General features: G+C 36.4%; 26 protein-coding genes. 10 read left to right on the plus strand and 16 right to left on the minus strand.

Annotated elements, in window-relative coordinates; translation table 11 throughout:
• Nucleotides 1-8 precede the first annotated feature (8 nt).
• From pruA to OD90_RS10660, 5 genes are all read right to left on the minus strand, one after another.
• Nucleotides 9-1,640: an L-glutamate gamma-semialdehyde dehydrogenase gene (gene pruA, locus OD90_RS10640; RefSeq protein ID WP_144669149.1), complete on the minus strand. Its 1,632-nt coding sequence runs from the start codon at nt 1,638-1,640 to the stop codon at nt 9-11.
• Nucleotides 1,641-1,899: 259 nt separating this feature from the next.
• On the minus strand, nt 1,900-4,446 hold the full coding sequence (locus tag OD90_RS10645; protein WP_144669150.1) for an outer membrane beta-barrel family protein: 2,547 nt from the start codon (nt 4,444-4,446) through the stop codon (nt 1,900-1,902).
• A gap of 400 nt (nt 4,447-4,846) precedes the next feature.
• Entirely contained in the window at nt 4,847-5,233 is a 387-nt protein-coding gene (apaG, locus tag OD90_RS10650) for a Co2+/Mg2+ efflux protein ApaG (RefSeq protein ID WP_144669151.1), read from the minus strand.
• 2 nt (nt 5,234-5,235) lie between these two features.
• Entirely contained in the window at nt 5,236-6,408 is a 1,173-nt protein-coding gene (locus OD90_RS10655; protein WP_144669152.1) for a DUF3667 domain-containing protein, read from the minus strand.
• A gap of 124 nt (nt 6,409-6,532) precedes the next feature.
• Entirely contained in the window at nt 6,533-7,783 is a 1,251-nt protein-coding gene (locus OD90_RS10660; RefSeq protein ID WP_144669153.1) for a DUF5103 domain-containing protein, read from the minus strand.
• A 309-nt stretch (nt 7,784-8,092) separates the two neighbouring features.
• Between OD90_RS10660 and OD90_RS10665 the strand changes: the two genes are divergently transcribed.
• The 8 genes from OD90_RS10665 (at nt 8,093) to OD90_RS10700 (ending at nt 15,646) form a co-directional block, all read left to right on the plus strand.
• Nucleotides 8,093-9,439: a Na(+)-translocating NADH-quinone reductase subunit A gene (locus OD90_RS10665; RefSeq protein WP_144669154.1), complete on the plus strand. Its 1,347-nt coding sequence runs from the start codon at nt 8,093-8,095 to the stop codon at nt 9,437-9,439.
• A 3-nt stretch (nt 9,440-9,442) separates the two neighbouring features.
• A complete protein-coding gene (locus OD90_RS10670; protein ID WP_144669155.1) occupies nt 9,443-10,666 on the plus strand; it encodes an NADH:ubiquinone reductase (Na(+)-transporting) subunit B in 1,224 nt (407 codons plus the stop codon).
• Nucleotides 10,667-10,668: 2 nt separating this feature from the next.
• Nucleotides 10,669-11,415 carry a Na(+)-translocating NADH-quinone reductase subunit C gene (locus OD90_RS10675; protein ID WP_144669156.1) on the plus strand — a complete coding sequence of 249 codons (747 nt, stop codon included), beginning with the start codon at nt 10,669-10,671 and terminating at the stop codon, nt 11,413-11,415.
• Nucleotides 11,415-12,062, plus strand: coding sequence for an NADH:ubiquinone reductase (Na(+)-transporting) subunit D (locus OD90_RS10680; protein ID WP_144669157.1), 648 nt, complete (start codon nt 11,415-11,417; stop codon nt 12,060-12,062). Before OD90_RS10675 ends, OD90_RS10680 begins: the two co-directional genes overlap by 1 nt.
• 51 nt (nt 12,063-12,113) lie before the next feature.
• Complete coding sequence (nqrE, locus tag OD90_RS10685; protein ID WP_144669158.1) at nt 12,114-12,854, plus strand: NADH:ubiquinone reductase (Na(+)-transporting) subunit E; 741 nt, start codon at nt 12,114-12,116, stop codon at nt 12,852-12,854.
• 2 nt (nt 12,855-12,856) lie between these two features.
• Entirely contained in the window at nt 12,857-14,164 is a 1,308-nt protein-coding gene (nqrF, locus tag OD90_RS10690) for an NADH:ubiquinone reductase (Na(+)-transporting) subunit F (RefSeq protein WP_144669159.1), read from the plus strand.
• Nucleotides 14,165-14,291: 127 nt separating this feature from the next.
• Complete coding sequence (locus OD90_RS10695) at nt 14,292-14,654, plus strand: Na(+)-translocating NADH-quinone reductase subunit F (protein WP_144669160.1); 363 nt, start codon at nt 14,292-14,294, stop codon at nt 14,652-14,654.
• Nucleotides 14,654-15,646 carry an FAD:protein FMN transferase gene (locus OD90_RS10700; protein ID WP_144669161.1) on the plus strand — a complete coding sequence of 331 codons (993 nt, stop codon included), beginning with the start codon at nt 14,654-14,656 and terminating at the stop codon, nt 15,644-15,646. Before OD90_RS10695 ends, OD90_RS10700 begins: the two co-directional genes overlap by 1 nt.
• Before the next feature lie 59 nt (nt 15,647-15,705).
• On the opposite strand, the gene OD90_RS10705 is transcribed toward OD90_RS10700, so the two are convergent.
• From OD90_RS10705 to OD90_RS10750, 10 genes are all read right to left on the minus strand, one after another.
• Nucleotides 15,706-16,335 carry a hypothetical protein gene (locus tag OD90_RS10705; RefSeq protein ID WP_144669162.1) on the minus strand — a complete coding sequence of 210 codons (630 nt, stop codon included), beginning with the start codon at nt 16,333-16,335 and terminating at the stop codon, nt 15,706-15,708.
• Between the two features lie 2 nt (nt 16,336-16,337).
• The gene (locus OD90_RS10710; protein ID WP_144669163.1) at nt 16,338-16,550 is read right to left on the minus strand and encodes a hypothetical protein; all 213 of its coding nucleotides are present in this window, start codon (nt 16,548-16,550) and stop codon (nt 16,338-16,340) included.
• Nucleotides 16,551-16,666: 116 nt separating this feature from the next.
• Nucleotides 16,667-17,431 (minus strand): class I SAM-dependent methyltransferase, encoded by a 765-nt coding sequence (locus OD90_RS10715; RefSeq protein ID WP_144669164.1) that lies wholly within the window; start codon nt 17,429-17,431, stop codon nt 16,667-16,669.
• Between the two features lie 3 nt (nt 17,432-17,434).
• Complete coding sequence (gene map / locus OD90_RS10720; RefSeq protein WP_144669165.1) at nt 17,435-18,256, minus strand: type I methionyl aminopeptidase; 822 nt, start codon at nt 18,254-18,256, stop codon at nt 17,435-17,437.
• Nucleotides 18,257-18,258: 2 nt separating this feature from the next.
• A complete protein-coding gene (locus OD90_RS10725; protein WP_186434781.1) occupies nt 18,259-18,711 on the minus strand; it encodes a BT0820 family HAD-type phosphatase in 453 nt (150 codons plus the stop codon).
• A 149-nt stretch (nt 18,712-18,860) separates the two neighbouring features.
• On the minus strand, nt 18,861-19,469 hold the full coding sequence (locus OD90_RS10730) for a thioredoxin family protein (RefSeq protein ID WP_144669167.1): 609 nt from the start codon (nt 19,467-19,469) through the stop codon (nt 18,861-18,863).
• Nucleotides 19,435-20,034: a thioredoxin family protein gene (locus OD90_RS10735; RefSeq protein ID WP_144669168.1), complete on the minus strand. Its 600-nt coding sequence runs from the start codon at nt 20,032-20,034 to the stop codon at nt 19,435-19,437. The genes OD90_RS10730 and OD90_RS10735 overlap by 35 nt, the downstream gene beginning before the upstream one ends.
• Nucleotides 20,035-20,053: 19 nt before the next feature.
• Nucleotides 20,054-21,568, minus strand: coding sequence for a 2,3-bisphosphoglycerate-independent phosphoglycerate mutase (gene gpmI / locus OD90_RS10740; protein ID WP_144669169.1), 1,515 nt, complete (start codon nt 21,566-21,568; stop codon nt 20,054-20,056).
• A gap of 112 nt (nt 21,569-21,680) precedes the next feature.
• Nucleotides 21,681-22,466, minus strand: coding sequence for a M48 family metalloprotease (locus tag OD90_RS10745; RefSeq protein WP_144669170.1), 786 nt, complete (start codon nt 22,464-22,466; stop codon nt 21,681-21,683).
• A 160-nt stretch (nt 22,467-22,626) separates the two neighbouring features.
• A complete protein-coding gene (locus OD90_RS10750; protein ID WP_144669171.1) occupies nt 22,627-23,691 on the minus strand; it encodes a branched-chain amino acid aminotransferase in 1,065 nt (354 codons plus the stop codon).
• Nucleotides 23,692-23,771: 80 nt separating this feature from the next.
• Here OD90_RS10750 and OD90_RS10755 point away from each other — a divergent pair, with 80 nt between their 5' ends.
• Together OD90_RS10755 and mnmD are read left to right on the plus strand one after the other, a co-directional pair.
• Nucleotides 23,772-24,305, plus strand: a complete 534-nt coding sequence (locus OD90_RS10755; protein WP_144669172.1) for a DUF4920 domain-containing protein — start codon at nt 23,772-23,774, stop codon at nt 24,303-24,305.
• Between the two features lie 91 nt (nt 24,306-24,396).
• Nucleotides 24,397-25,074 (plus strand): tRNA (5-methylaminomethyl-2-thiouridine)(34)-methyltransferase MnmD, encoded by a 678-nt coding sequence (gene mnmD, locus OD90_RS10760; protein ID WP_144669173.1) that lies wholly within the window; start codon nt 24,397-24,399, stop codon nt 25,072-25,074.
• 36 nt (nt 25,075-25,110) lie between these two features.
• Here the strand turns inward: mnmD and OD90_RS10765 are convergent, their stop codons facing one another.
• Complete coding sequence (locus tag OD90_RS10765) at nt 25,111-26,028, minus strand: glutaminase (protein ID WP_144669174.1); 918 nt, start codon at nt 26,026-26,028, stop codon at nt 25,111-25,113.
• Nucleotides 26,029-26,030: the final 2 nt, after the last annotated feature.

Below are 26,030 nucleotides of genomic sequence, written 5' to 3' on the forward strand. Positions count from 1 at the left end.
TAACTAAATTATTTTTTCGCTAGGAATGGATACCTATAATCCGTAGGTGTGACAAAGGTTTCCTTAATCATACGCGGGCTCACCCAACGTAGTAAATTTAAAGCAGAACCTGCCTTATCATTTGTTCCAGATGCACGAGCACCACCAAATGGCTGTTGCCCTACAACTGCTCCCGTAGGTTTATCGTTTATATAAAAGTTACCAGCAGCATTTTTAAGCGCTTTTGTAGCTTCTTGGATTGCATAACGATCTGTAGATAGTACTGCGCCAGTTAAAGCATATTCACTTGTTTGATCTACAAGCTTAAGCATCTCGCTCCAGTCTTTATCCTCATATACATATATTGTCATTACAGGACCAAAAAGTTCTGTGTGCATAGTAGCATACTTTGGATCTGTAGTTACGATAACTGTAGGCTCAATAAAGTATCCTTTTTTCTTATCGTGACCTCCACCTACAATAATCTCTGCATTTGCATCCTCCTTTGCTTGGTCAATATATTTGGCAAGCTTATCAAAAGAATCTTCATGTATAACGGCCGTAATAAAATTGCTCATGTCTTCTGGAGATCCCATTTTAAAAGATTCTACATCTTTTATCACAAGCTCTTTTATCTCTTCCCATCTAGAAGCAGGAATGTAACCACGACTAGCTGCACTACATTTTTGTCCCTGGAACTCAAATGCACCACGAGAGATTGCTGTAGCTACTTGTTGTGCCGGTGCACTTGGGTGTGCTACAATAAAATCTTTTCCTCCAGTCTCACCTACAATACGAGGATACGTCTTGTAGGTGTGTATGTTTTCACCAATCTTCTTCCAAATATCTTTAAATACATGTGTAGAACCTGTAAAATGCAACCCAGAAAAGTCTGGACTTGCCAGTACTGTATCTGTAATCATTACCGGGTCACCGTGTACTACTTGAATCACACCATCTGGTACGCCAGCCTCACGGAAAATATCTAAAATAATTTTTGCAGAAAGCATTTGGCTATCAGAGGGTTTCCATACAACTACATTGCCCATTAATGCACAGGCAGCAGGTAAGTTTGCCGCGATTGCCGTAAAGTTGAAAGGAGTAATTGCATAAATAAACCCTTCGAGTGGTCTATATTCTAATCTATTCCAAGCTCCAGAAGTAGACTCTGGTTGCTCGCTATAAATCTCTGTCATAAACTGTACGTTAAAACGTAAGAAGTCTATTAGCTCACAAGCCGCATCAATCTCAGCCTGATAGATCGTTTTAGACTGATTGATCATTGTAGCGGCATTGATCTTAGCACGATAAGGTCCTTGAATGAGCTCTGCAGCTTTTAAGAAAATACCTGCGCGTTGCTCCCAAGGCAGTTCTGCCCAAGCAGTACGAGCTTCTAAAGCTCCAGCGATCGCCTGATCAATATGTGTTTTTTCTGCTAGATGATATTCACCTACAACCTTTTTATGATCATGTGGTGGGTGAATGGTACGTGTATCTTTGGTGCGTACTTCTTTCCCGTTGATGTACATCGGTACTTCTGTATGCGCGTTAAATAATTCTTTATAAGCTGCAGCAACGGCCTCACGCTCTGGAGAACCAGGAGCATACGATTTTACTTCTTCATTGACAGCAATTGGAACTTGAAAAAATCCTTTTCCCATAGTTGTTTTGTGTTTTTATTTTAAGAGCTGCAAAGTTACAAATTCTTAAAGGGATGCTATATTGGTTTAAGATCCCTCTAACAATTTGAGTAGTTACGCTTTCGCGAAAGCAAAACTGCATACCATTTTAGATTTTATGTCTACTATAGAAACGCTGAAACAAAGTTTCATGTTTTTGAATTTGATACGTTTAACCATTTTTTAGGCAAAAAAAGTCCGAAGCCTAAGCTTCAGACTTTTAAGTATGGATAGTGAACTTCTAGAAAATCCCTCCTCCTTCTTTTTCATCTTTGTTACGTCTCTTTCTTGATTTTGCCCGATATTTATTGCTGCCTAACCTCACAGAAAGTGCTGCATTAATAGTGTTACTTTCCCAATTGAACTGTATGTTCTGATTGAAAGGCCTTGTTCCTGTGCCTTGAAATTTCATAGTATTAAAAACGTCATTGTAGTTAAGGCTAAAGGTTGCTTTGTCTTTCCAGAAAGTATAGCGTGCTCCTACGTTTGTCATGAACATGGGGTCTATATCAAATTGAACATTTTGGTTGGGACCTCTATATAACAAGAAAGCAGAAAAGCTAAGTTTTTTTGTAGCCTTAAAATTGTTGAAAACCCTAAAATTGTATACAACATTGTCAATCTCAAAATTTGCATCCTCAATGTCATTTACTGTTGGGTCTGTAATGCTTGGATCTATTGTTTCTGTGAAAGAGGTCTGTTTTTGAGCAAATAGGTCAAAGCTTGCATTTATGCTCCACCATTTTGTAGGCTTATAGTTAGAAGAAACTTCTACTCCATAAGATGCCGTATCATCAAAGTTGTCATTTGTAAATACTAAGCTGTTAAGGTTAGGATCTGTACGATTGTATAGTAGGGCTTGATTAATCATATCTGAAACTTTACGATAAAAAAGGCCTGCAGTAATTGATCCCTTTTTTAAGGTGCGGGTATAGTTTACCTCGACTGAATTTGTGAATTGTGGAACTAATGATGGATTTCCAAAGCCTGATAATAAAGGAGTACTAAACTCTCTGATAGGGTTCACTTGTCCTATGCCCGGACGATCTACGCGACGACTATAGCTAAATTGATATTGGTTTTTTTCTGAAGCGCTATAGGTAAGAAAAAGGGAAGGGTAGAGCTGTTGGTAATCATTTCCAAATATTCTAATTACACTATTTCCTGCTCTAGTCACCTTTACAGAAGGATCTGTTTCAAAACTAGAAAGATCATCTGTAACAATACCTTCTTCAAAAGTTTCATTTGTTCTAGCATTTACAGAAACAGACTCTACTCTAAGTCCAAATTGAGCAGACCACTTATCCCATTTTTTGTTTAAGGATCCATATAAGGAATAAATATCTCGTGAATAATCAAAATTTGTGGATGGAGAAGGGATAAATGTTTCAGGATCAGAATTGAGATTAAAGGGGTTGATCACGAGCTGATTGGAAGATCGATTTATTTTGGAGTCAAATATTCTAGCTTGAGCTCCAGCTTCTACTTTTAAACTTTCTGATATTGGATGTTCATAATCCAAATTAATAGTAGTTCTATTGCGCTCTGTATCAATTAAGTCATTATAATCTTGCGCAGTATTTACTCCCAAGAAACGAAAGTCACCACTCTCATTTCCATCAAAAATGTTATGGTCTATTTCAAGTTCTACATAGCTACCTTCTTTAGCTAAATCTACTTTATAATCCACGTTGTATTGCTCTGAGGTATTTTTATTCCCGTTATGAAAAGTTTGAAAAACATCATTTTCATCTACGTTAAAATCAACATCTGCAGTGCCATCTACATAACCATTAAAGAGATTTTGATTTGTGAATATAGAAAGCGTGTTCTTATCGTTTATATAATAATCTACCCCTACTTTAAATAAATTGGAATTGTTGTCATTAAAAAATCCAAAATCTTGATAGATGCTCTCATTAGGTCTATCTACAAAACCGTAGTTCCTTTCTTTATTGTAATTTCCTCCCCAACTGCTATAGAGATTTACTTTTCCATTTCTGTAATTGAGATCTACTCCAGCATTCCATTTAGGGTTGTCTTGATACGTAAACCCTGTATTTAAGGTTGCATTATACCCTAAGTTCGAGTTCTTGTGAAGTATAATATTTATGAGTCCGCTCATTCCTTCTGGATTGTATTTTGCAGAGGGATTGGTAATCAACTCTATCTGCTTGATAGATGTAGATGGTATTTGTTTTAACAATTGGTCAACGGGAACATTAGATAGTTTTCCGTCTACCATTACTTGTACATTTTGATTTCCTCTAAGTGACAAGGAACCAGTTTGTTGATCAACACTAACAGATGGAAGGTTATTCATAATATCGCCAGCTGTTGGACCTGTAGTAGAAAGGTCTTTTCCTATTGTTATTACTTTTCTATCTACTTTTTGCTTGATAGTCGTTACCTCTGCAACCACAGTCACTTCGTTTAGTGTGGCGGCTTCTTCTTCTAAAGCGATGACCCCAAGATCTATCTTTTTGTTCTTTTTGGTAACATCTATTTTTTGAGAGTATGTTTTATAACCTATAAACTGGATTGCAACGGAGTGCTTACCTTCAGGAATCTTATCTACAAGAAAATTTCCATTATCATCAGAAATACCCCCAGTAATAATACCTCCATTTGCGTCCAAGATTGTTATAGTAACAAATGGTAATGGCTCTTGTAATTGTTTATCTATGATAGTTCCATTTATACTTCCCGTACTTTCTGGTGGTTCTGCTATGTTAGAATAGCTAAGGTTTGTGAGGAATAAGAGTATTCCTAAGATTAAATTTCTCATGTGATTAAATTTTTTGATTGATGAAATGCGAGGTGATATGTAAAACAAATTACTTTGTAATGCATACTAGATATTCACAATTAGTTTGGTTTATATTTAAAAGACTAGAATTTCGAAGTTTTGTTACATCATTTAATCTTTTATTTATAAAAATCTTGCTTTCAGTTTAGATTTGAGAAATATTATCTCGTATGTTTCTAAAAGAAAATCAGAAATTGATGGATAAAATTCTAGGGTTGAGATTTATATAACAATTTGGTTTTACTTAAATAACTATTTCCATAGATTCATGTCCATTAATTACAATGCTTACAGTTTCTTGCAGTTAGTAAAGAAGAAGGGAAGTTTGATATCTTTCTAACACTGGCTGACATACTTGGAGAATAAATAAAGTGTAGAATTAATTGAGCGCAAAAGGAGCGCTTAATTTAAACGTAGGAATGCATACTCTAAATTTACGAGTAGTAGTAAAATTAACCATTTGATAAAACCCTTCCATCGCCCCAAATGGGGACATTAGTAAGCATCCAGAAGTATAGGTGTGAGATTCTCCAGGTTTCAACACAGGTTTTTTTCCTATTACGCCTTCCCCTTCTACAGTTTCAGGTAAATTTAATGCGTCTGTTATTCTCCAGTGGCGTGCCATCAATTGTACGCTATCTTTACTTTGATTTTCAATAGTTATAGTGTACCCAAAGGCAAAGTGCATTTTATGATTTTTATAAAATGTGCCTTCAAAAGATGTCTCTACTGAAATCTTAATACCTCTAGTAACTTGTTGTACCATTATTAAAATAAAATCGCTGTAATCGCAAAAAAGAAGAAGGCAAATACAGATGCCCCCATCATAAACACGAAATTTAAAAATACAAATTTTATTAATGTAATGAGTCTCTGTTGTTTATAAAAATTACGAAGTGCTTTGTAAAAATAGAAAGGTCCTATAAATAGGATGATAATGCTGGAAAGTAAGTGATCGCCAGGTAGAAGTATATCTGGTAACAAGCAAATAATTAAAACGACAAAAATCCAACTGAAAATGTGAAATATAAACACCAAGTGTTCCATATAGTTTGCTTTCTTTTTACTATAAATAATCCAAAAGAATAGCGCAAAAATAGGGGCGAAGAAAAATAGAAAAAAAGGTGTTTTTGAAGCTAAATAGCTGGCAAATCGCACAGGATTTTCTTTAATTCTATCATAGTCTTTGTTTTTTGAATACAACCATAAGTTCATCTTTGTTTTTTCGTAGTGAATACTATCTAAAGCTAGATCTGCATTCTTAATGTCTGTGGTTTCGTAAAACGAATGAAAAAAAGCTCCTTTTTTTGCTAAACGATTAATAAAATTATGTTTTTTTATCTCTTCTTCAGAAATGTAGACATAGGTGTTGTCTTCTTTTTTATCCTTACTTTTTTTAATAGAAACAATTCCAGCTTTTATTTCTTGATTAAGTTTTTCTTCGGCTGTATTTAATTCGGATTCATTTGTGATGTTTTTTAGACTTTTTAAATCTAAATTAAGTGAGTCTTCATTTATAGTGTTTAAAGGAACCTCTTCACCGTTTACAGTTATTTTATTGTCCGTAAAACTAATCTCTTGAGGGGTTTCAAAAAATCCTACGATGGCAAGTAGAATAAAGTAAAAAATAGAAGCACTTAGAAAAAAGCGAAATGGATTTGCATATTTCAGGCGCTTCCCTTTAGCATAATTTTTTGTTATCGTACCTGGTTTAAAAAGCAGGTCTTTCAGGGTGTATCTAAAACGTGAATCATAGGTAAAAACACTCAATACAAATTCATTAAAGAAGTCTGCCAGAGATAGCCTTTTTGTGGTATTAATTTGCCCACAATAAGCACAAAATCGATCCGTAAGGTCGAGAGGATGTCCGCAATTGAGGCACTCAACACCACGATAGTGCATCGCTTTACGGCTAGATGGCTTGATATCTGTTTCTTTCACAATATAAATATAATGGTTTTATATAGTTGACGTGAAATTTTAAGCAGTGTTACGCTTTCGCGAAAGCGTACACTAAAAGAAATTTAGTTTTAGGTCCATTAGAAGTGAGATAGTTTATCTTATTTTAATTAGTTATATCAGAAGAGTTAGTCTGCCCGTATCCTAATAACTCATCATATCTGCTGCCAGGGCGGCGATAGTAAGCAAGTATCTTGTAATTATTTTCTGTTTGCCAGTAATTACCATCTATATTATTCTCTTGATCTCTTGTGCCATCACTATTTAAAATAACATACCTATAGTTGTAAAATCCTTGCTTAAGTAAATAGGGAAGTTCATACCGTTGCGTTTTTGGGTTAAAAGAAAGCTTTGTACCTTCATCTGTAACATAATTATTGAAACCACCATAAATATGCACTGTCTGATTATCTAGCAATTTTGGGTGAGCCAGTGAGAAATGAATCCAAACATATTCTGACTCTGTAACAGGTGTACGACCTTGTAATGTGGTAATAACAAAACCTCCATTTATATCAGGATTATAAGTATACGATTGGTCATATCGTGCAGGGTCTGTATATAAGTAATTGTGATATAAGCTTTTAAGTTCTATACTTTGTATAGCTGCTGTTGCTGCTCTCACATCTTTATTTTCAAAGAAGAAGAATTCATTTCCTGCCCAGAAAGCTGTTTCCTCATCATATCTGTATTCTAACTTAGAGCCCATAGTATACTGAGGCTGCACTCCAGTAATAGCATTTCTCAAGTCATTATTTTGAACCAGTAGGGTATGAAGATTCCTCTTTGGGTTGATGATAGCATTATCACCGCTATCTATGAAAAACCTAAGCGTTTGCTTGGTGTTAACATATTGTAAGTCGCGAGATCTCTTAACTTGAGCACCTATAGAAAAAAGAGGGTCATATACCATAAATTTTCTAGAAAAAACAAGTTGTTCTTCTTCGTCATAAATACTTAACAAGTAGTTGCCACTCTTTAATAAGCGTTTAGTCATGTTATTAGGGATTCTCAGCTTATAGTTTGTATACAATTGTAATGTGGCAACAGAGTTTTCAAAATTGAGTATTCGTACATTGTCCATCCCTAGCATATATTCAGAGCGAGCGAGTATACTGGGAGTCCAGTCTGCATTATGGTGGGTAATCTTATAAAAATAATCTCGCTCATCTCCTATAATATCATCAAAAGATAGCTCTAGGGATTCTCCTAATCTTAGTATAGGAAGCTGGCCAGTTTCTGAGCCTCCGCGCAATTGTATCGTTTTTATAAATGGAGGTTCGGGAGTCTCTTGAGCAACTTGTGCAATTTGAGAAAATGCAACAAATAATAAAACAAGGGTAAGAGGGTATTTCATAAATATAACAATAGGTGTTAAAGATAAACAAATTTAATGCCGAGCTACGCTAGCCATATCTTAGAGGTTATATTCGCTTTCGAGAAAGTTTAACCCCCACTATACTTTACGATCATGATAGCGAACAAGACTAGGAGGTATCATTATATGATAAAAAGTTTCAATAGTTAGAATGTCAAAATTCTGATATTATTTAGAATATTTATAAATAACACTTTCCCTAGGTCCTACTCGGAAAAAAGTCTTCTATGTTGTAAATTTGCACACCTCAAATTTAGAGGATTTTAGATAACATTAATCTACTGACATATGTCTAAAGACATCAGAATCAAAAAGGGTCTTGATATCCGATTAGTGGGCGAAGCAGAAAAAACAATTTCTGAAGGACCTAGATCGCGTACCATAACTATTAGACCTTCAGATTTTCATCTCGTAACTCCAAAAATGGTGCTTAAAGAAGGGGCGACTCTACAGGCCGGAGACGAGATTTTTTATTCAAAATCTCAAGAAGAAATCAAGTTTTTGTCTCCTGTAGCGGGTACAATCACAGAAATTAAGCGTGGCGCACGACGTGTGATCACAGATATCGTGATTGAAGCTGATTATAATGGGTTGCAAAGGGATTTTGGGATCTTGCCTGTTAATGCAACAGCCGATGAAACCAAAGAAAGATTGCTTGAGGGTGGCGTTTGGCCTTTTATAAAGCAGCGTCCCTACGATGTGATTGCAAAACCTACAGTAACTCCAAAGGCTATTTTTATTTCTGGTCTTAACACGGGGCCACTTGCTGCAGATCTTGACTTTGTGCTTTCAGGTAAAACTGCAGAGCTTCAAGCGGCGGTAAGTGCATTAGCTAAGCTTACGGATGGTGGAGTGCATGTTTCTATCGCTTCAAGTGCTTCTTTATTCTCAGGATTGAGTGATGTTACTACATATACGGTTAAAGGACCGCATCCTGCAGGAAATGTAGGAACTCTTATTAATAAAACAAGTCCTATCAATAAAGGGGAAACTGTTTGGACGGTGGCTGCTCAAGATCTAGTGATCATCGGTGAGTTACTGTTAACTGGAAAATTTAATGCGCAACGTATTATTTCAGTTTCAGGATCTGGTATTAAAGCTCCTAAATATTACCGTACCATGATAGGAGCTGAGGTTTCTACATTTGCATATGATGCAGGTGTTGAGGGTGATAATAATAGGTTTATATCTGGTAACGTTCTCACCGGTAATAAAGTAAGTCCTGAAGGTGCTTTAGGTTTTTATGCAACTGAATTTGTGGCAATACCTGAAGGTGATGATTACGAATTCTTTGGGTGGAACAAGCCAGTTTTTGATAAAATATCGCCATCAAGAGCACTTACATTTTCGTGGATGCAACCTAAGAAAAAATATGATCTCGACACGAATACAAATGGAGAACATCGTGCCTTTGTAGTTACAGGGAATTATGAGGAAGTTTTTCCTTTAGATATCTATCCTATGCAAATCTTAAAAGCTTGTATGGTAGAAGATTTAGATGAAATGGAAGCACTAGGAATGTATGAGGTAGCTCCAGAAGATTTTGCTCTTACAGAATTCATATGTGTGTCTAAGCAACCACACCAAGAAATTATTCGTAAGGGATTAGATGTTATGTATAAAGAAATAGGGTAAGTTATGGGAATGAAAGAAAGTTTACATAAGCTTAAAATGAAGTATGAAGGCAAAAAAATGGCTCCGGCCTTTAATGCGCTTCACACTTTTTTATATGCTCCTAATGAGACTACACATAGTGGAGGTCACATACGAGCGGTAGATGATTTAAAAAGAACAATGAATACGGTAATTATAGCGCTTATTCCTTGTTTGATTTTTGGAATATTTAATGCAGGATATCAGCATTATTATGCAGTTGCTGAGGTAGCTGGTACTGCTGCAGAGTATAAAGTGACTAGTTTCTTTGATACAAATTTTTGGAACTGGGATAACTTTGCAATAGGAGCCTGGACGGTATTGCCATTAGTGGTTGTTTCATATGGAGTAGGACTTCTAGTGGAATTTATTTTTGCCGTAATTAAAGGGCATGAAGTAGAAGAAGGGTACTTAGTAACAGGAATGCTTGTGCCACTTATCGTACCTATTGATATTCCACTATGGATGCTGGCTGTAGCAGTTGTGTTTGGAGTCGTTATTGGTAAGGAAGTATTTGGAGGGACAGGAATGAATATTTTAAATCCAGCACTTACCATCCGTGCATTTTTATTCTTTGCATATCCTACGTGGATGTCTGGAGATAAAGTTTGGGTGCATCAAGCAGTAGAAATGGCAGGACAACCTGACGCAATATCTGGAGAAACTATCTTAGGTAGCTACGCGCAAAATAGTGCAGTGGTTTATGATTATTGGGATATGTTCTTAGGATTTATACCAGGTTCTGTAGGAGAAACTTCAAAAGTCCTTATCGTATTTGGTGCAGCTTTTTTAATTTTCACTAAGATTGCAAGTTGGAGAATCATAGTGTCTGCTATTGTAGGAGCACTGGTAATGGGTCTTGTATTTAATGGTGTTGTTGATGCGGGTTGGATTGATAATTCAAGCAAATTCTACGGATTAATGAGTGTTCCATTCTGGCAGCATTTATTAATAGGAAGTATTTTATTTGGTGCCGTTTATATGGCTACAGACCCAGTTACAGGATCTCAAACAAATAAAGGGAAATGGATATACGGATTTTTAATAGGATTTATCTCTATCATGATACGTGTATTTAATCCAGCATATCCAGAAGGAGTATTCTTAGCAATTTTATTAATGAACGTTTTTGCACCTACTATTGATCACTATGTAGTTCAAGGTAATGTGAAGAAAAGAATGAAACGTCTTAAACTTAAAACAGCATAACCATGGCAAAGACAGACGGAAACGGATATACAATTCTCTTTGCTACGATTATGGTAATCGTAGTAGGAGGTGTGCTTGCAGGACTAGCTACTGGTCTTAAGCCAGCTATTAAAGAAAATGAACGCTTTGAAAAGCAGCAGAATATTCTGTATGCAATGGGTGTGAATGAAAACGTAGAGGGTGAAGGGAGTGTAAACTTTATTCCTACTGATAGAGTAGAGGCAGAATATGACAAGTATATAAAGGAAGCTTACATAATTCAAAATGGTAATATTACTCAGAGTGACGAGGCTTTTACTGTAGATATGAAAAAGCAAAGTAAACTTCCTAAGAACGAACGCAAAATGCCTTTGTTTGTAGGTGAAAAAGACGGTCAGAAATACTACGTAGTTCCTATGTATGGAAAGGGGCTATGGGATGCGATCTGGGGTTACGTTGCATTAAATGATGAGCTAATTGTGCAAGGTGTTTATTTTGATCATAAAGGAGAAACCCCTGGACTTGGCGCAAATATTAAAGAGCGTTATTTTATGGATGATTTCACTGGAGAACGCATCATGCAGAAAACGCAATACAGCGGTATTACTGTTGCAAAAGGGAATAATGACCCAAAAAATGAGCGTAAAGATGACAATAAAGTAGATGCCCTTGCGGGTGCTACAATTACTGGAGATGGAGTAAGTGCAATGATTAAAACCACTCTAGGTAATTACGTTCCATTTATTAAAGATTTTAAAACTAAAGCATAATGGCGATACTATCTAAAAAAGACCAGCGTCTCATTCTTGATCCGCTAGCAGACGACAACCCAATTACAATTCAAGTATTAGGTATCTGCTCTGCACTTGCGATTACTGCACAGCTTAAAGCATCCATCGTGATGGCTGTTTCAGTATTATTTGTACTAGGTGTAGGAAATGTTGTGATCTCGCTTATGCGTAACATCATTCCATCTAAAATTAGAATCATTGTGCAACTTATCGTGGTTGCAACGCTAGTAATTGTTGTAGATCAAACGCTCAAAGCATTTGCTTACGAGCTTAGTAAAGAACTTTCAGTTTTTGTAGGTCTAATTATTACAAACTGTATCATTATGGGTCGTTTTGAAGCGTTTGCTTTAGGTAATGGGCCATACAGATCATTTTTAGACGGTATTGGTAATGCATTAGGATATGGTGTGATACTTATTGCTGTAGGTTTCTTTAGAGAACTTTTAGGTTCAGGAACCCTACTAGGATTTAAGGTGCTTGGAGATCCTATTGAGAAAACAGGTCTCTATGCATTTGGATATGAGAATAACGGTTTTATGCTCTTATCTCCTATGGCGCTTATCGTGGTAGGATTAATTATCTGGGTACAACGTAGTAAGAATCCAGCATTAGTAGAGGAAAACTAGTATAAACTTTTTCACGCTTTCGCGAAAGCGTAAACCTATAAAACAAAAGATATGTTAGAGCATATTGAATTATTTTTTAAATCCATTTTCATCGATAATATGGTATTTGCAACCTTCCTTGGGATGTGTTCATACCTAGCGGTGTCTAAAAAGGTATCTACTGCCGTAGGATTGGGAGCAGCCGTAATATTTGTACTTGCTGTTACTGTACCCATCAACTGGCTTTTAGATCAGTACATTTTACGTGACGGTGCCCTAGCTTGGTTAGGACCTGAATATGCAGAGTATGATTTGAGTTTCTTATCATTTATACTCTTCATTGCTACTATTGCAACCATGGTACAGCTAGTAGAGATTGTAGTGGAAAAATTTTCCCCTTCACTTTACAATTCTTTGGGTATTTTCTTACCACTTATAGCCGTAAACTGTGCTATTTTAGGGGGGTCTTTATTTATGCAGTCTAGAGATATTCAAACGTTAGGACTTGCTTTTAACTATGGAATATCATCAGGAATTGGTTGGTTTTTAGCAATTTTAGCAATTGCCGCAATACGTGAGAAAATCAGATATTCAAATGTTCCACCTCCATTGAGAGGGTTAGGGATTACATTCATCATAACTGGGTTAATGGCAATAGGCTTCATGAGTTTTGGAGGAATGCTCACTGGGGGTGATGAAGAAGAAGGTGTTGCTTCTCCTACAACAGAATCTGCACAGACTTTAGAAGAAAATGAAAACAATCAGCCGGTAGCTATGATCGATGCTGAAATTGCAAACGAAAAAGAAAACTAAATATGATACTACTAGCATCTATGTCTGGCGTTGTTATCGCAACCATTGTAGCTTTTTTAGTGCTAACTTTACTTCTTGTGGGATTATTGCTTTTTACAAAGCAAAAATTATCTCCATCAGGTCCAGTTACAATTACTATTAATGGAGAAAAAGAGGTTGAAGTTGCCTCTGGTGGAACTTTACTCTCTACATTAGGAAATAACAAGATCTTTTTACCATCTGCTTGTGGTGGTGGAGGTACTTGTATACAATGTGAATGTCACGTCCTTGAAGGAGGTGGTGAAGCCTTACCTACAGAAACACCACACTTCTCACGTAAAGAACTTGCTCATGGAGCACGTCTAGCTTGTCAAGTAAAGGTAAAGCAAAATATGAATATCACTATTCCAGAGGAGGTATTCGGAATTAAGAAATGGGAAGCTACAGTGGTTCGTAACTATAACGTAGCCTCCTTTATTAAAGAATTTGTAGTAGAGATTCCTGAAGATATGGGGTACAAAGCTGGTGGGTATATTCAAATTGAAATACCTGAGTGTACCATAAACTATAAGGACATCGATATTACAGCGCATCCAGAGGAGCACGAAACACCTGATAAATTTCAAGCTGAGTGGGATAAGTTTGGCTTATGGCCATTAACCATGAAGAATAATGAAACTGTTGAGCGTGCTTATTCTATGGCTTCTTTTCCAGCAGAAGGTCGTGAGATTATGCTCAATGTCCGTATTGCTACACCGCCATGGGATCGCTCTAAGAATCAATGGATGGATGTAAATCCTGGAGTAGCTTCTTCATACATTTTTGCTCAAAAACCTGGAGATAAAGTGACGATTTCGGGACCTTACGGTGAATTCTTTATCAACGAGTCTGAGGCAGAAATGCTTTACGTAGGTGGGGGAGCAGGAATGGCACCTATGCGCTCACACTTGTACCATTTATTTAAAACCTTAAAAACAGGACGTACCGTTACGTATTGGTATGGTGGACGTTCAAAGCGTGAATTGTTTTATCTAGAACATTTCCGAGAGTTAGAGAGAGAATTTCCAAACTTTAAATTTTACCTAGCTCTTTCTGAGCCTATGGAAGAAGATAACTGGAAAGTTAAAGAATCTACCGAAGGAGAAGGAGATGGTTTTGTAGGGTTTATACACCAAGTGGTTATAGATCAATACTTAAGCAAACATGAAGCTCCAGAAGATATTGAACTTTATTTCTGTGGGCCACCATTGATGAATAACGCTGTTCAGAAAATGGGTGAAGATTACGGTATTCCAGATGAAAACATCCGTTTTGATGATTTTGGAGGATAATATATAATTTCCTTTGAGAAATATTACAAACCCGATACTACTATGTGTCGGGTTTTTTTATGAAAAATTGCTGGATATCATGCATTACAATACTATGTAAATAATTTATGACTAGTATCTTTGTAGTATGGCAAAACTCCTTACAGAACAAGAGCTACATAACCTAGCGATGAACATCGTAGGAGATGATCTAAAGAGTCAAGGTTATGAATTTATGGCAGTAAATTCCAAACTTAAAAAAGATCCACAGTTTGTAGCATTAAAAGACAAAAAGCTACATTTTGTGATTGTACGTGCACGTACGTTTCCAGAAGATGCTAATGTGTATGATGAGGCACAGATGATAAGAATGCGAGATCATGCGCTCAAATTTGAAGCGCGTACTTTTTATGCCGGAGTAGGGTTAGGTCATGGAGATAATTATCAATTACCAGTCGAAAAGGACAAACCATATAGAGAAATTTATAACGGACTTCAAGAAATTTTATAATGCGTTTTTACTACTTTCTAGTTATACTAATATTTTTTAGTTGTAATCAAAAAAGGACTTCTGATGAGATAACTATTTCAGGACAAGCTTTTGGTACATTCTATTCGGTAATTTACTTTGGTAAGGGTAATGAGGCTCCCCGTATTCAGAAAGGAGTTGATAGTGTGATTTATAAGGTGAATAAATCAATGAGCACCTATATACCGGCTAGTGATATTTCTAAAATTAATCGTGGCGACAGTACAGTAGTTGTGGATGATATGTTTATAGATGTTTTTACGCTTTCGCGAAAGCTTTATAAAGCCACTTCAGGATATTTTGACCCTACTGTTGGAACATTGCGTAATGCTTACGGATTCGGTGATACGGAAGCTATTAGAATAATGGACAGCACAAAGTTAGATTCATTGATGCGATATGTAGGTTGGGATAAAGTAATACTTAATGAAGATCATACTATTACCAAGCGTAGTCCTGAGATTTATTTTGACTTTAATGCGGTGGCAAAAGGCTATGGTGTAGATCGAATAGCGGTGTACTTAAAGTCTAAAGGATTTGAGAACTTTCTTATAGATATAGGCGGTGAAATTGTTGCTTCTGGAATAAATTACAACAAGAATAAGCAATGGATAGTAGGTGTAGAGGGTATAGATTCAAACGTCTTAAATCGTTCCGCTATTGCTTCTGTAAGATTAGCGAATAAGGCTATGGCAGGATCTGGTAATTATAGAAAGAACCGTGTAGATGAAATTACGGGCAAAGAATATGTACATACTATCAATCCGCTTACGGGTTCTGCCGAAAAAAGTGATGTGCTTAGTGCAACTATTATAGCAAACGATTGTGCGACGGCAGATGCTTGGGCGACCGCATGTATGGCCATGGGGTTACAACGTTCTATAGAAGCTCTAAAAAACCATGATGTGGAAGCATATTTAATATATGACGGAGGTGTTTTTAAAACTGATAATTTTGAAGTTTTGAATCCATAAAAAAGTCATTCTAATTATATTTAGAATGACTTTATAAAGTTATAGCAATTTTTATAAGGTTATTCGATATCCACCTTAACATTCAAGTTAGAAGCACGTTGCAAAAGATTTTCAACAAGCATAACTTGTTGTTCTACACGATTCACTTCTGCCATACGCTCAGTATATTGAGCCTCAGATATAGCACGCCTCCTGCGCCTTTCTGTTAGGACTTCTAGAGCTTCATTTATTCGTTCCCTCGCAGTACGCGTGCGCTCTGTAGATACTCTTACCGTTCTGGTTAATACTTGTCTTCTTTCATCTCTTTTGAGTCTAGCTTGTCTAGCACGTTCTTGTCCAAATTCTCTACCAGTTAGATTTCCCTTATTACGACCGTAAGCATTTCCATTATTGTTATTACCATTTTTAATTTTCTTGCTCTTTAATTTTCCATTGTTGTCCTCGTCATAAACATCATCCGTAAAGATTCCATCATCATCATTGTAGACCTCACCATCATCATCATTATAATCACGTTTATCTCTTTCCTTTGATTGAGATTTACGACGGTTGTTTTGCGATGTATTCTTTTTAACTTTTGGGTTGTTCTTGTTCTTATTGTTATTTCCCTTACCGTTGCCATTTTGAGCAATAGCTGGTTGAAAAGCAAGTATTAACATAACAAGAATAATTTTTACTATTGCTTTCATACTTAATCATTTAATTCGTTTAACATGTCATCTAACTTTTCTGAAGATTTTTCAATTTGAATATTCAAAGAATCAAGTTCCTCAATTTCGTTATCTATTTCTTTAATTTCTTGTTCAACCGCTTCATTCATAGGCTCAGGTTGATTAGTTTCTTTTTTTTCTTGACATCCTACTAGCATTGTAAGTAGAAAAATCATTGATAGTATGTGTTTCATAATCTTATAATTAGACAATGAAAATACTATAAATGTGGAGAATTAGAAATTGTGTTATCATTAATTTATGATATACGTTAAACTGATGTTATACAGATATCACTTTAAAATGATTGTTATTTATAGCATATAGGTAATATCTCGCCAGGAGCTAGTCTATATCTATCAACTTCGTGACAAGAAAGCTGTTTTGTATAATCTATCTCTTCAACTTTAAAACCTATACTTCTTAGTTTGTCAAAGTAGTCGCGGCCGTAGACACGCACGTGATCATATTGTCCAAATATTTTAGCACGTTCATCGCGGTCTATAATGGTGTCATCTTCAAAAGTTATGGCTCTATCAAGTTCTTGCGGTATTTGTAAAATGGCCATCCCACCTGATTTTAAAACGCGATATAACTCTTGCATTGCCCTAGTATCGTCTGGAATGTGTTCTAAAACGTGATTACAGAATATGAGATCGTAACTGTTTTCGCCGAAAGGCAAATTACAAATATCTGCTTTTACATCTGCCAGTGGCGAGTTGAGATCAGTAGTAGTATAATTTAGATGATGGCTTTCGCGAAAGCGGGAATAAAAAGCTTGCTCTGGAGCAAAATGTAATACTTTTCTAGGAGTAGAAAAAAAATCTGTCTCTCGTTTGAGCCATAACCATAATAATCTGTGGCGTTCAAGTGACAGGGTAGATGGAGATAGCACATTTTCTCTAGGTGTACCGTAGCCGTATGGTAGAAACCTCTTAAATGTCCTACCATCTATAGGGTCTTCATATCTATCTCCCTGAAGTGCAAACGCTAATAGCGGGCGTACTAGGTAACTCAGCCTGATTAACACTGGCCGAGGTATTGTATTGAGGAAATATTTAAAGACTTTTTTCAACCTCTATAGCACTAAAGCTTGCTGTCGAAAAGGAGTTTCCTCTTCGCTTTCAATACCTAATGCTTTGTAGATGTATGCAAACGTAGAGAGTAATTCTGGTTTACCATCTATAATTGCAACGTCATGTTCAAAATGTGCACTGGGCTTATTGTCACGAGTAGTAATGGTCCAGCCATCACTATGTTGTTTTATATTTTTTGTTCCCATATTTGTCATAGGCTCAATAGCGACAACCATTCCTTCAATAAATTTTTTACCACGACCTCGACGGCCATAGTTAGGCATTTCTGGATCTTCATGCATTACAGCGCCTAGACCATGCCCTACAAGCTCTCTTACAACACCATAACCATGATCTTCTGTAAACTTTTGAATCGCATAGCCTACATCACCTACGCGGTTTCCCAACTTAAATTGTTCTATGCCTTTATATAAAGATTCTTTAGTAACTTCCAGTAATTTTTTTACTTCTGGAGTAACTTCTCCCACTTCAAACGTATACGCGTGATCACCATAATAGCCATTTTTTATAGCACCACAATCAATAGATATGATATCTCCTTCTACTAGTGGTGTGTTATTAGGGATACCATGTACTATTTGTTCATTAGGACTAACACACAAAGAATTAGGAAAGTCATACAAGCCTAAAAATCCTGGGATAGCATCTTGTGAGCGTATATATTCTTCGGCTAGTTTATCTAACTGAAGCGTGGTTACTCCTGGTTTCACCTCGCTTGCTAGCATACCTAAAGTCCGAGAAACTACTAGGGCACTTTCTCGCATTATTTCTATTTCTTCTCTTGTCTTTTGTATAATTGCCATTGTTATTTATCGTCTTTAAAAAGTTCTTCTATGCGCGATATGAAACTTTTATAAGTTTTCTTCTTTTCTGGTTTTCTCTTTCTTTTGTGAACTTCTTTACTGGATTGATGTGTACTCAAAAGTTGGTAAATTTCTCCCCAGCCCATCATGCCCCTCACATCACGATCGTCTATAAATACATCTGCATTTATTTTGCGACTTATTTTTGTACTATATTCCTCTTCTGGATAACTTTTGTTCACTGCGTAAAACACGATTCCATTTTTTGCACAAAAATCAAGAGCCTCTTCCAGTTTATTTCCAGATCTATAGGTCCATAAAATGATTTGATGACCTTCATGTTGCAATCTTTTGAGTGTGTCAAAAGCAAATAGCAATGGTTTACCTATTGCAGGATATGCATTTTCAACGATGGTTCCGTCAAAATCTACAGCTATGGTTATCGTTTCTTTAATGGGAAGTGATTTTTAAGCAAAGATAGTAATTAGCAAAAGAGATTAGCTTGTAGAAATATTCATAAAAAAGAAAACCTAATTATCAGTTTACTGAAATTAGGTTCTTTGATGAATTACGCTTTCGCGAAAGCGTATATATTCTTATTTAATTACTCTGCATATGCATGTGTGTAGTCTTCTCCAGTAAGAATTTTAACCATATCTTTTTCTAAACTCTCTAAAGGGTACTCAACTATACGTCCTAATTCCTCTCCATCTTTTGTGAAAATAAAAGTAGGTACATTTGTGATCTGTTTATCTTTAACTAGGTCTGCAGGTTCCTCTTTATCTTCAGAAACCATAATGAGGTTTACAGAATCACTGCCATAATCTATTTCATCTAGTATTTTGAAAAACGCAGGGACTTCACGCTGGCTGTCTTCACACCAACTTCCCATAAATACAGTAACACGTACGTCTTTAATATTTTCTTTTACAGCCAGTAATGAAGATTCATCTAGCGAATGTGCTTTGTAGTTCTCAATAAACCACGTATTGTAAGGATTAGCCTCAAGTGTATCACGAGTAAACTCGCCTAATAGCACAGGTATCTCTTCTATTACATTATTTATTGTATCATTTTCTTCTGCTACTTTCTCTTCTAGCTCTTCTGTAACTTCTTCTACAGATTTGTGCTCTTTACAGGCAACAGTTAGTAATAGTGTTACTAAAATGAGTATCCATTTATTTTTCATAAGCATGTTTATATGTTTCTCCATTAAGTATTTTAATCATATCCTTTTCTAAACTTTCTATAGGACGCTCTACTATACGTCCTATCTCTTTACCATCTCTTTTAAAAATAAAAGTAGGTACGCGTTTTATATTTTGACCTGAAGTAAACTCAGTTGGGTTTTGTTTCGTACGATCTACTGTAATAAGTTCTAAATCACTGTTATCAAAATTTGCAACGTCCAAAATTTTAAACATACGTGGTGTCTCACGTTTGGAATCACCACACCAAGTACCCATAAAGGTTGTTACCGTTACTCCATTAAGTCCGTTTGTAATATCTGGTATTAATGTTTTGTTTACACTATAATTAGAATAGTTGGTAGTATACCAGGTATTAAATGGAGCTTCTTCAAGCGCTTTCCTATCTTCTTTTCCAACTAACATTGTCCTCATTATTTTCTTCTCAGGTTCTGGTGAAGCAACTTTTTCACTACTTGTGTCTATAGCAACGGTCGTGGACTGGCTAGTATTATCTTTACTTGTAGATTTTGTACTTGAACAACTTAAGCAAACGATTGCTAGGCTTAAACTTAGTGTAACATTCTTCATTTATGGTGAGTTTTATTTTTTAGATTAAAGGTACGCAATCCATTACTTTTGGTTGTTCAACGCCAATTAATTTCAATATTGTAGGAGCCACATTAGACAGTATTCCGTTATTGATAGTAGATAATTCTTTGTCAATAAGAAGTATAGGCACAGGATTTGTAGTGTGTGCCGTGTTAGGTGATCCATCAGGATTTATCATTACTTCTGCATTCCCATGATCTGCTATAATAAGTACGGTATAGTCGTTATCTATAGCAGCCGTAACGATATCTTGAGTACATCTGTCCACAGTTTCACAGGCTTTAATGGCTGCATCCATAACTCCTGTATGTCCAACCATATCAGGATTTGCAAAATTGAGACAAATAAAATCGGCCTCGCTTTTACTAATTTCTGGGAGAATTTTATCCCTTATTTCATATGCACTCATTTCTGGTTGAAGATCATAAGTTGCTACCTTGGGAGATGGAGCGAGTATTCTAGACTCACCTTCAAAAGGTGTTTCTCTTCCTCCAGAAAAGAAAAATGTAACGTGAGGATATTTTTCAGTCTCTGCAATGCGTATCTGTTTTTTACCAGCCTTTCCTAGGGTTTCTCCTAAGGTATCTGTAAGATTATCTTTGTTAAATATGACATGCGTATTCTCAAAAGTCTCATCGTAGTTAGTCATTGTTACATAATGAAGGTCAAGTTTTTTTGTATACTGTTCTTCAAAATCTCTCTGGGATAGCATCTCTGTTAATTCCCGACCACGGTCTGTTCTAAAGTTAAAAAAGATAACAACATCCCCCTCTTGAATTGTAGACTTATGATCCTTCTCAAGTGTAATGAAGAGTGGTTTGAGAAACTCGTCTGTTGTGCCTTGGTCGTAACTTTCCTGTATAGACTTACCAATATTAGAGGTCTCTTTTCCTATTCCATTTACGATAAGATTATACGCAAGCGCAACGCGATCCCAGCGATTATCTCTATCCATTGCATAATAGCGACCTATGACGGAAGCGAGCTTTGCATTGTATTCCTTACTAAAAGTGTCTATGTCTTCAATGAATGATTTTCCAGATTTTGGGTCAACATCGCGTCCATCTGTAAAGGCGTGAATGTAGGATTGGGGGACACCAGCGTTTTTGGCAGCTTTAATGAGACCCTTGAGATGGTTGATGTGAGAATGCACACCACCGTCAGAAACTAATCCTAAAAAATGAACGGATTTGTTATTTGCTTTCGCGAAAGCGAATGTCTCTTGTAAAACCTTTTCGTCTTTAAGAGAATCTTCTTTTATGGCTTTATTAATTTTTGCAAAATCTTGATACACAATTCTTCCAGCACCTAAGTTCATGTGGCCTACTTCGCTATTACCCATTTGGCCATCAGGAAGACCTACATTTTCTCCGTGTGTGAGCAATTGGGCATGTGGATAGTTTTTAAATAAACTATCTATAAAAGGCGTATTTGCTTGATCTACAGCAGACACTTTTTTGTTTGGAGCCATTCCCCATCCATCAAGTATCATTAGAATCGTTTTTTTATTCATCGTTTTAGCGTTGAAAAGTAAAGATAAAAACAAAACCTCGTGAAGACGAGGTTTTGAGTATGTTTTGACGCAAACGGTTGCGTAGGGAATCGTTTTTATGCTTAGAGTTTTATTACATGGTTTTTGGACCTGTATAACCGTATTTTTGAATACTCTCTTCTATTTGTTCAATACGATTTTCTGGATCAGGGTGTGTGCTAGCAAATTCTGGTTGTCTACTACCACCACTTGCCGCTTTAAGAATTTTCATTACTCCAATCATTTGATACGGATCATATCCAGCACGTATCATAAAGCGTACACCTAGATCATCGCTTTCTAACTCATCATCGCGGCCATTACCCATAAGAATACTTTGTCCTATAGACCCAGCGGCTGCACCAGCACCTCCACCTACTTCGGCTCCCATAGAAATGGTTTGCCACATATCAGAATTTGCCATACGCTCGGCGCTATGTTTACCTAAAACATGGCCTATCTCATGACCTAATACGCCAGCGACTTGATCTTCATTCTCTAGCTTAGAAAGTAGGGCATAGGTGATAAAAATTTGACCTCCAGGTAATGCAAATGCATTTACCGTTTGCTCATCTCGTAAAAGATGAAATTCATAATTATAAGGTGTTTCCCTTGCCATAGTATTGTCTACCAGTTTCTTGCCTACTTGATCAACAAATGCCTGTAGTTGTTTGTCTGGGTGTAAACCTCCATGCTGTTTTGCCATTTCGGGAGCATATTGTAAACCCATAGCTATTTCCTCTTCTGGAGAGACAGAGATGGCCTGCACTTTTCCAGTATAGGGATTTTCTTCACGATTACTACAATTTTTAAAAAGCGCAAAGGCTACAATTGCGACACCTATTAATAGTCTAATTTTAAGGCCACTACCTCTTCCCATAATTCTGATGATTAGTTTGTGGCTCTAAGTTAATAAAAAAGTGAGTAGTGTTCTGGAAATAGCTTAGAGTTTAGCACCATTTTAAGGAAAACAAAAAAATCTCAATTTCAAGTAGAAATTGAGATTTTTTAAAGTATGAACGTATACGTTTCTTAGCGTTTTACTTTACAACAACCCTCCAGCCGTATTTATCCTCTGCTCTGTTATACTGTATATCATTTAGCATTTTTTTAAATTTCAACCCGTAGCTATTTTCGGGAGCATTGAGTTTATGGTTCACATCCTGATACCCAAAGCTCTTAAAAGGAACGACTACAGCAGCGGTTCCTACACCAAAAATTTCTTTAAGTTCACCAGCTTGTGCTGCCGCGACAATTTCTTTTACAGATACTTGTCTCACTTCAACGTCAATACCAGCATCTTTTGCAAGTTGAATAACGCTCTTACGTGTGATTCCATCTAAAATTCTATCATTTGTGGGAGCTGTAAGTAATTTATCACCTACGCGAAAGAATACATTCATCGTTCCTGCTTCTTCAAGAAACTCATGCGTACTTGCGTCGGTCCAGATTATTTGTTGATATCCCTCTTTTTTAGCAAGATCTGTAGGGTAGAACTGTGCAGCGTAGTTACCCGCAGCCTTTGCAAAACCTACACCACCATCTGCTGCACGACTGTATTTTTCTGCAAATACGACATTCACTTCTCCTGCATAATATGATTGAGCAGGTGAAAGTATAATAATAAATTTATAGCGATCTGAAGGTGATGCAGATACCCCAGACTGCGTCGCGATTACAAATGGTCGTATGTAAAGCGAGTTGCCTTCACCTGATTTTATCCAAGCATCATCAAGTTTTAAGAGCTCTTTGAGGCCCTCCATAAAAGATTCTTTAGGAAATTCTGGCATCGCTAGTCTAGCGGCAGACTTGTTAATACGAGCCCAGTTGTCTTCTGGGCGGAATAAAAATACTTTCCCATTATCATCTTTAAAGGCTTTCATTCCTTCAAAAACAGCTTGTCCGTAATGAAAAACTTTAGCTCCAGGATCCATGGGGATTGGTCCGTAAGGTATAATTTCAGATTGTTGCCATTGCCCATTTACATATTCACAAGAGAACATATGATCTGTAAATACACTCCCAAAAGGAAGATTATTAAAATCTACGTCACCTATCTTACTATTACTACGCTTTTCTATTTTAAGAGTTGATATTGTTTCCATATCACAAATTTAAGAATTTAGTATGCTCAACGCGCTTTATTTATCTAATTTTGCATTGTTGTAAACAAAAAGCAATGATTATGAAGATATTAGCAATGATTTTCTTAATAGCAGTATCAATAGTGAGCTGTAAAGAAGCGCAGAATGAGAATGATAACGCTTTCGGGAAAGCAGAAAAAGAAGAATTATTGACACCAGAACAAGAAAATGGTCAAAAAGGCTATGGTGAACCTATTAATTTAGATAATGTTTTGACAAAGAGTGAGGTAGCTCAAAGATATGCAGCTCTTAAAGAAGGAGATACTACTGTGTTAAAATTTAAAGCTCCTATCAATGCTGTGTGTGCAGAGAAAGGATGTTGGATGCGTTTAGACATCACAGATGAGCAACAGGTTTTTGTAAAGTTTAAGGATTATGGCTTTTTTGTACCTACAGATACAAATGGGGGACAGGCAATAGTTCAAGGAAAAGCATATTTAGAAGAGGTCTCTGTTAAGGAATTACGTCATATGGCAAAAGATGGTGGAGAATCTGAAGAAGAAATTGCTACCATTACTGAGCCACAGCGCGAGTTACGTTTTATGGCAGATGGAGTCTTACTTACCTCAGAATAATTAATAAACTTCCAGCACAACAAAGGGTAGGTGTAAACCTACCCTTTGTTGTGCTAAAGAGTTTTTTAGTATCTCATAACACGTTATTATAATGAAGCGAGAAATCATAACAACAGCAGACGGCTCAAAAACGATACACATTCCAGAATGGAATGAACAGTATCATTCCAAGCATGGAGCAATACAAGAAGCAAGACATGTTTTTCTTGAAACTGGACTTTCACATTATATGGGTAAATTTCCAGAACAAAAAGAAGTTGCGATTCTCGAGATGGGTTTTGGAACAGGTTTAAATGCATTGCTAACCTATTATGAAGTTGCAAAATATAATGTTTCATTCAATTACGTAGGTGCAGAAGCCTATCCGGTCTCCCTAGAAGAAGCATCAGCTATGGAATATGCCAGACAGCTGCAAGACGGTAGTGCAGAAATGATTTATACTAAATTACACAATGCAAGTTGGGAGCAAGAAACTAAAATTAGTGATAATTTTAAGCTTACGAAGCGCAAGCAGCGCTTTGAAGATATTGCAGATAGCGAGGTTTTTGATGTAATCTATTTTGATGCCTTTGGCCCAAGGGTTCAGCCTACATTATGGACAGAAGAGATTTTTACAAAAATGTTTAATGCCTTAAGGCCTAGTGGTGTTTTGACAACCTATTGCGCTCAAGGAGCTGCAAGAAGAGCCATGCAAACCGTAGGTTTTCAGGTAGAACGATTACCTGGTCCTCCAGGCAAGCGTGAGATGTTGAGAGCGACAAAGGTTTAGAAAAATAAATAGACAGCACCATAGCTGCCAAAAGATTTAAAAAACGGTATCCTGTGTTTCGTCCGTAAAAAGTTCCATAAATTTCATGCCACGATAAGAATTACCATGCGCATTTAATTTTGGACTCCATGTGGCAATCGTATATTGATGAGGTAATAAGGCAATCATACCCCCGCCTACACCACTTTTTCCAGGCAAGCCTACCTTAAAAGCAAACTCTCCTGCTTCGTCATAAAACCCGCAGGTTTGCATGATGGCATTGATACGTTTTGATTGTGAAGGAGTTACAATAATGTAATCTGTATTGAGCTGTTTGCCATCGTTTGCTAAAAAACCAAAAGTATAGGCGATCTCTTCACACGTCATTTCTATAGAGCATAGATGAAAATAGAGGTCAATGACTTGATCACAATCATTTTTAATATTGCCGAATGATTTAATAAAATTAACAAGCGCATAGTTACGATAGCCCGTTAGTCTCTCTGAAGTAGCAATTGCTTCACTATACTCAAGATTTTTAATTCCAGAAACCATTCTCAAATAGTCTAGTAACTCTCGTTTTGGATCTTTAAAGAGGTCACATAAAATGTCACAAATCACAATAGCGCCAGCATTAATTAATGGGTTTCTAGGAATACCATTTTCAGTTTCTAGCTGTACTAATGAGTTAAAGGCCGTGCCAGAGGGTTCAAAATCCATACGTTTCCATAGCTCATCTCCTAGTTTTGATAGAACTAAACTTAAGGATAATACTTTTGCAATACTTTGAATTGAAAATTTTGTTTTTGCATCACCAGCGGTATGTACGTGACCATCTATTGTAGTAATGCAAACCCCAAAATAATCTGGAGAAACTTTTGCAAGTTCCGGAATATAAGAAGCCACCGCTCCACTATCTGGAAGGGTTGCTATTCTAGAAAAGGTATTATTTAATATAGATTGGCAGCTAGACATGA

This window comes from Dokdonia sp. Hel_I_53 (assembly GCF_007827465.1).
Classification (GTDB): domain Bacteria; phylum Bacteroidota; class Bacteroidia; order Flavobacteriales; family Flavobacteriaceae; genus Dokdonia.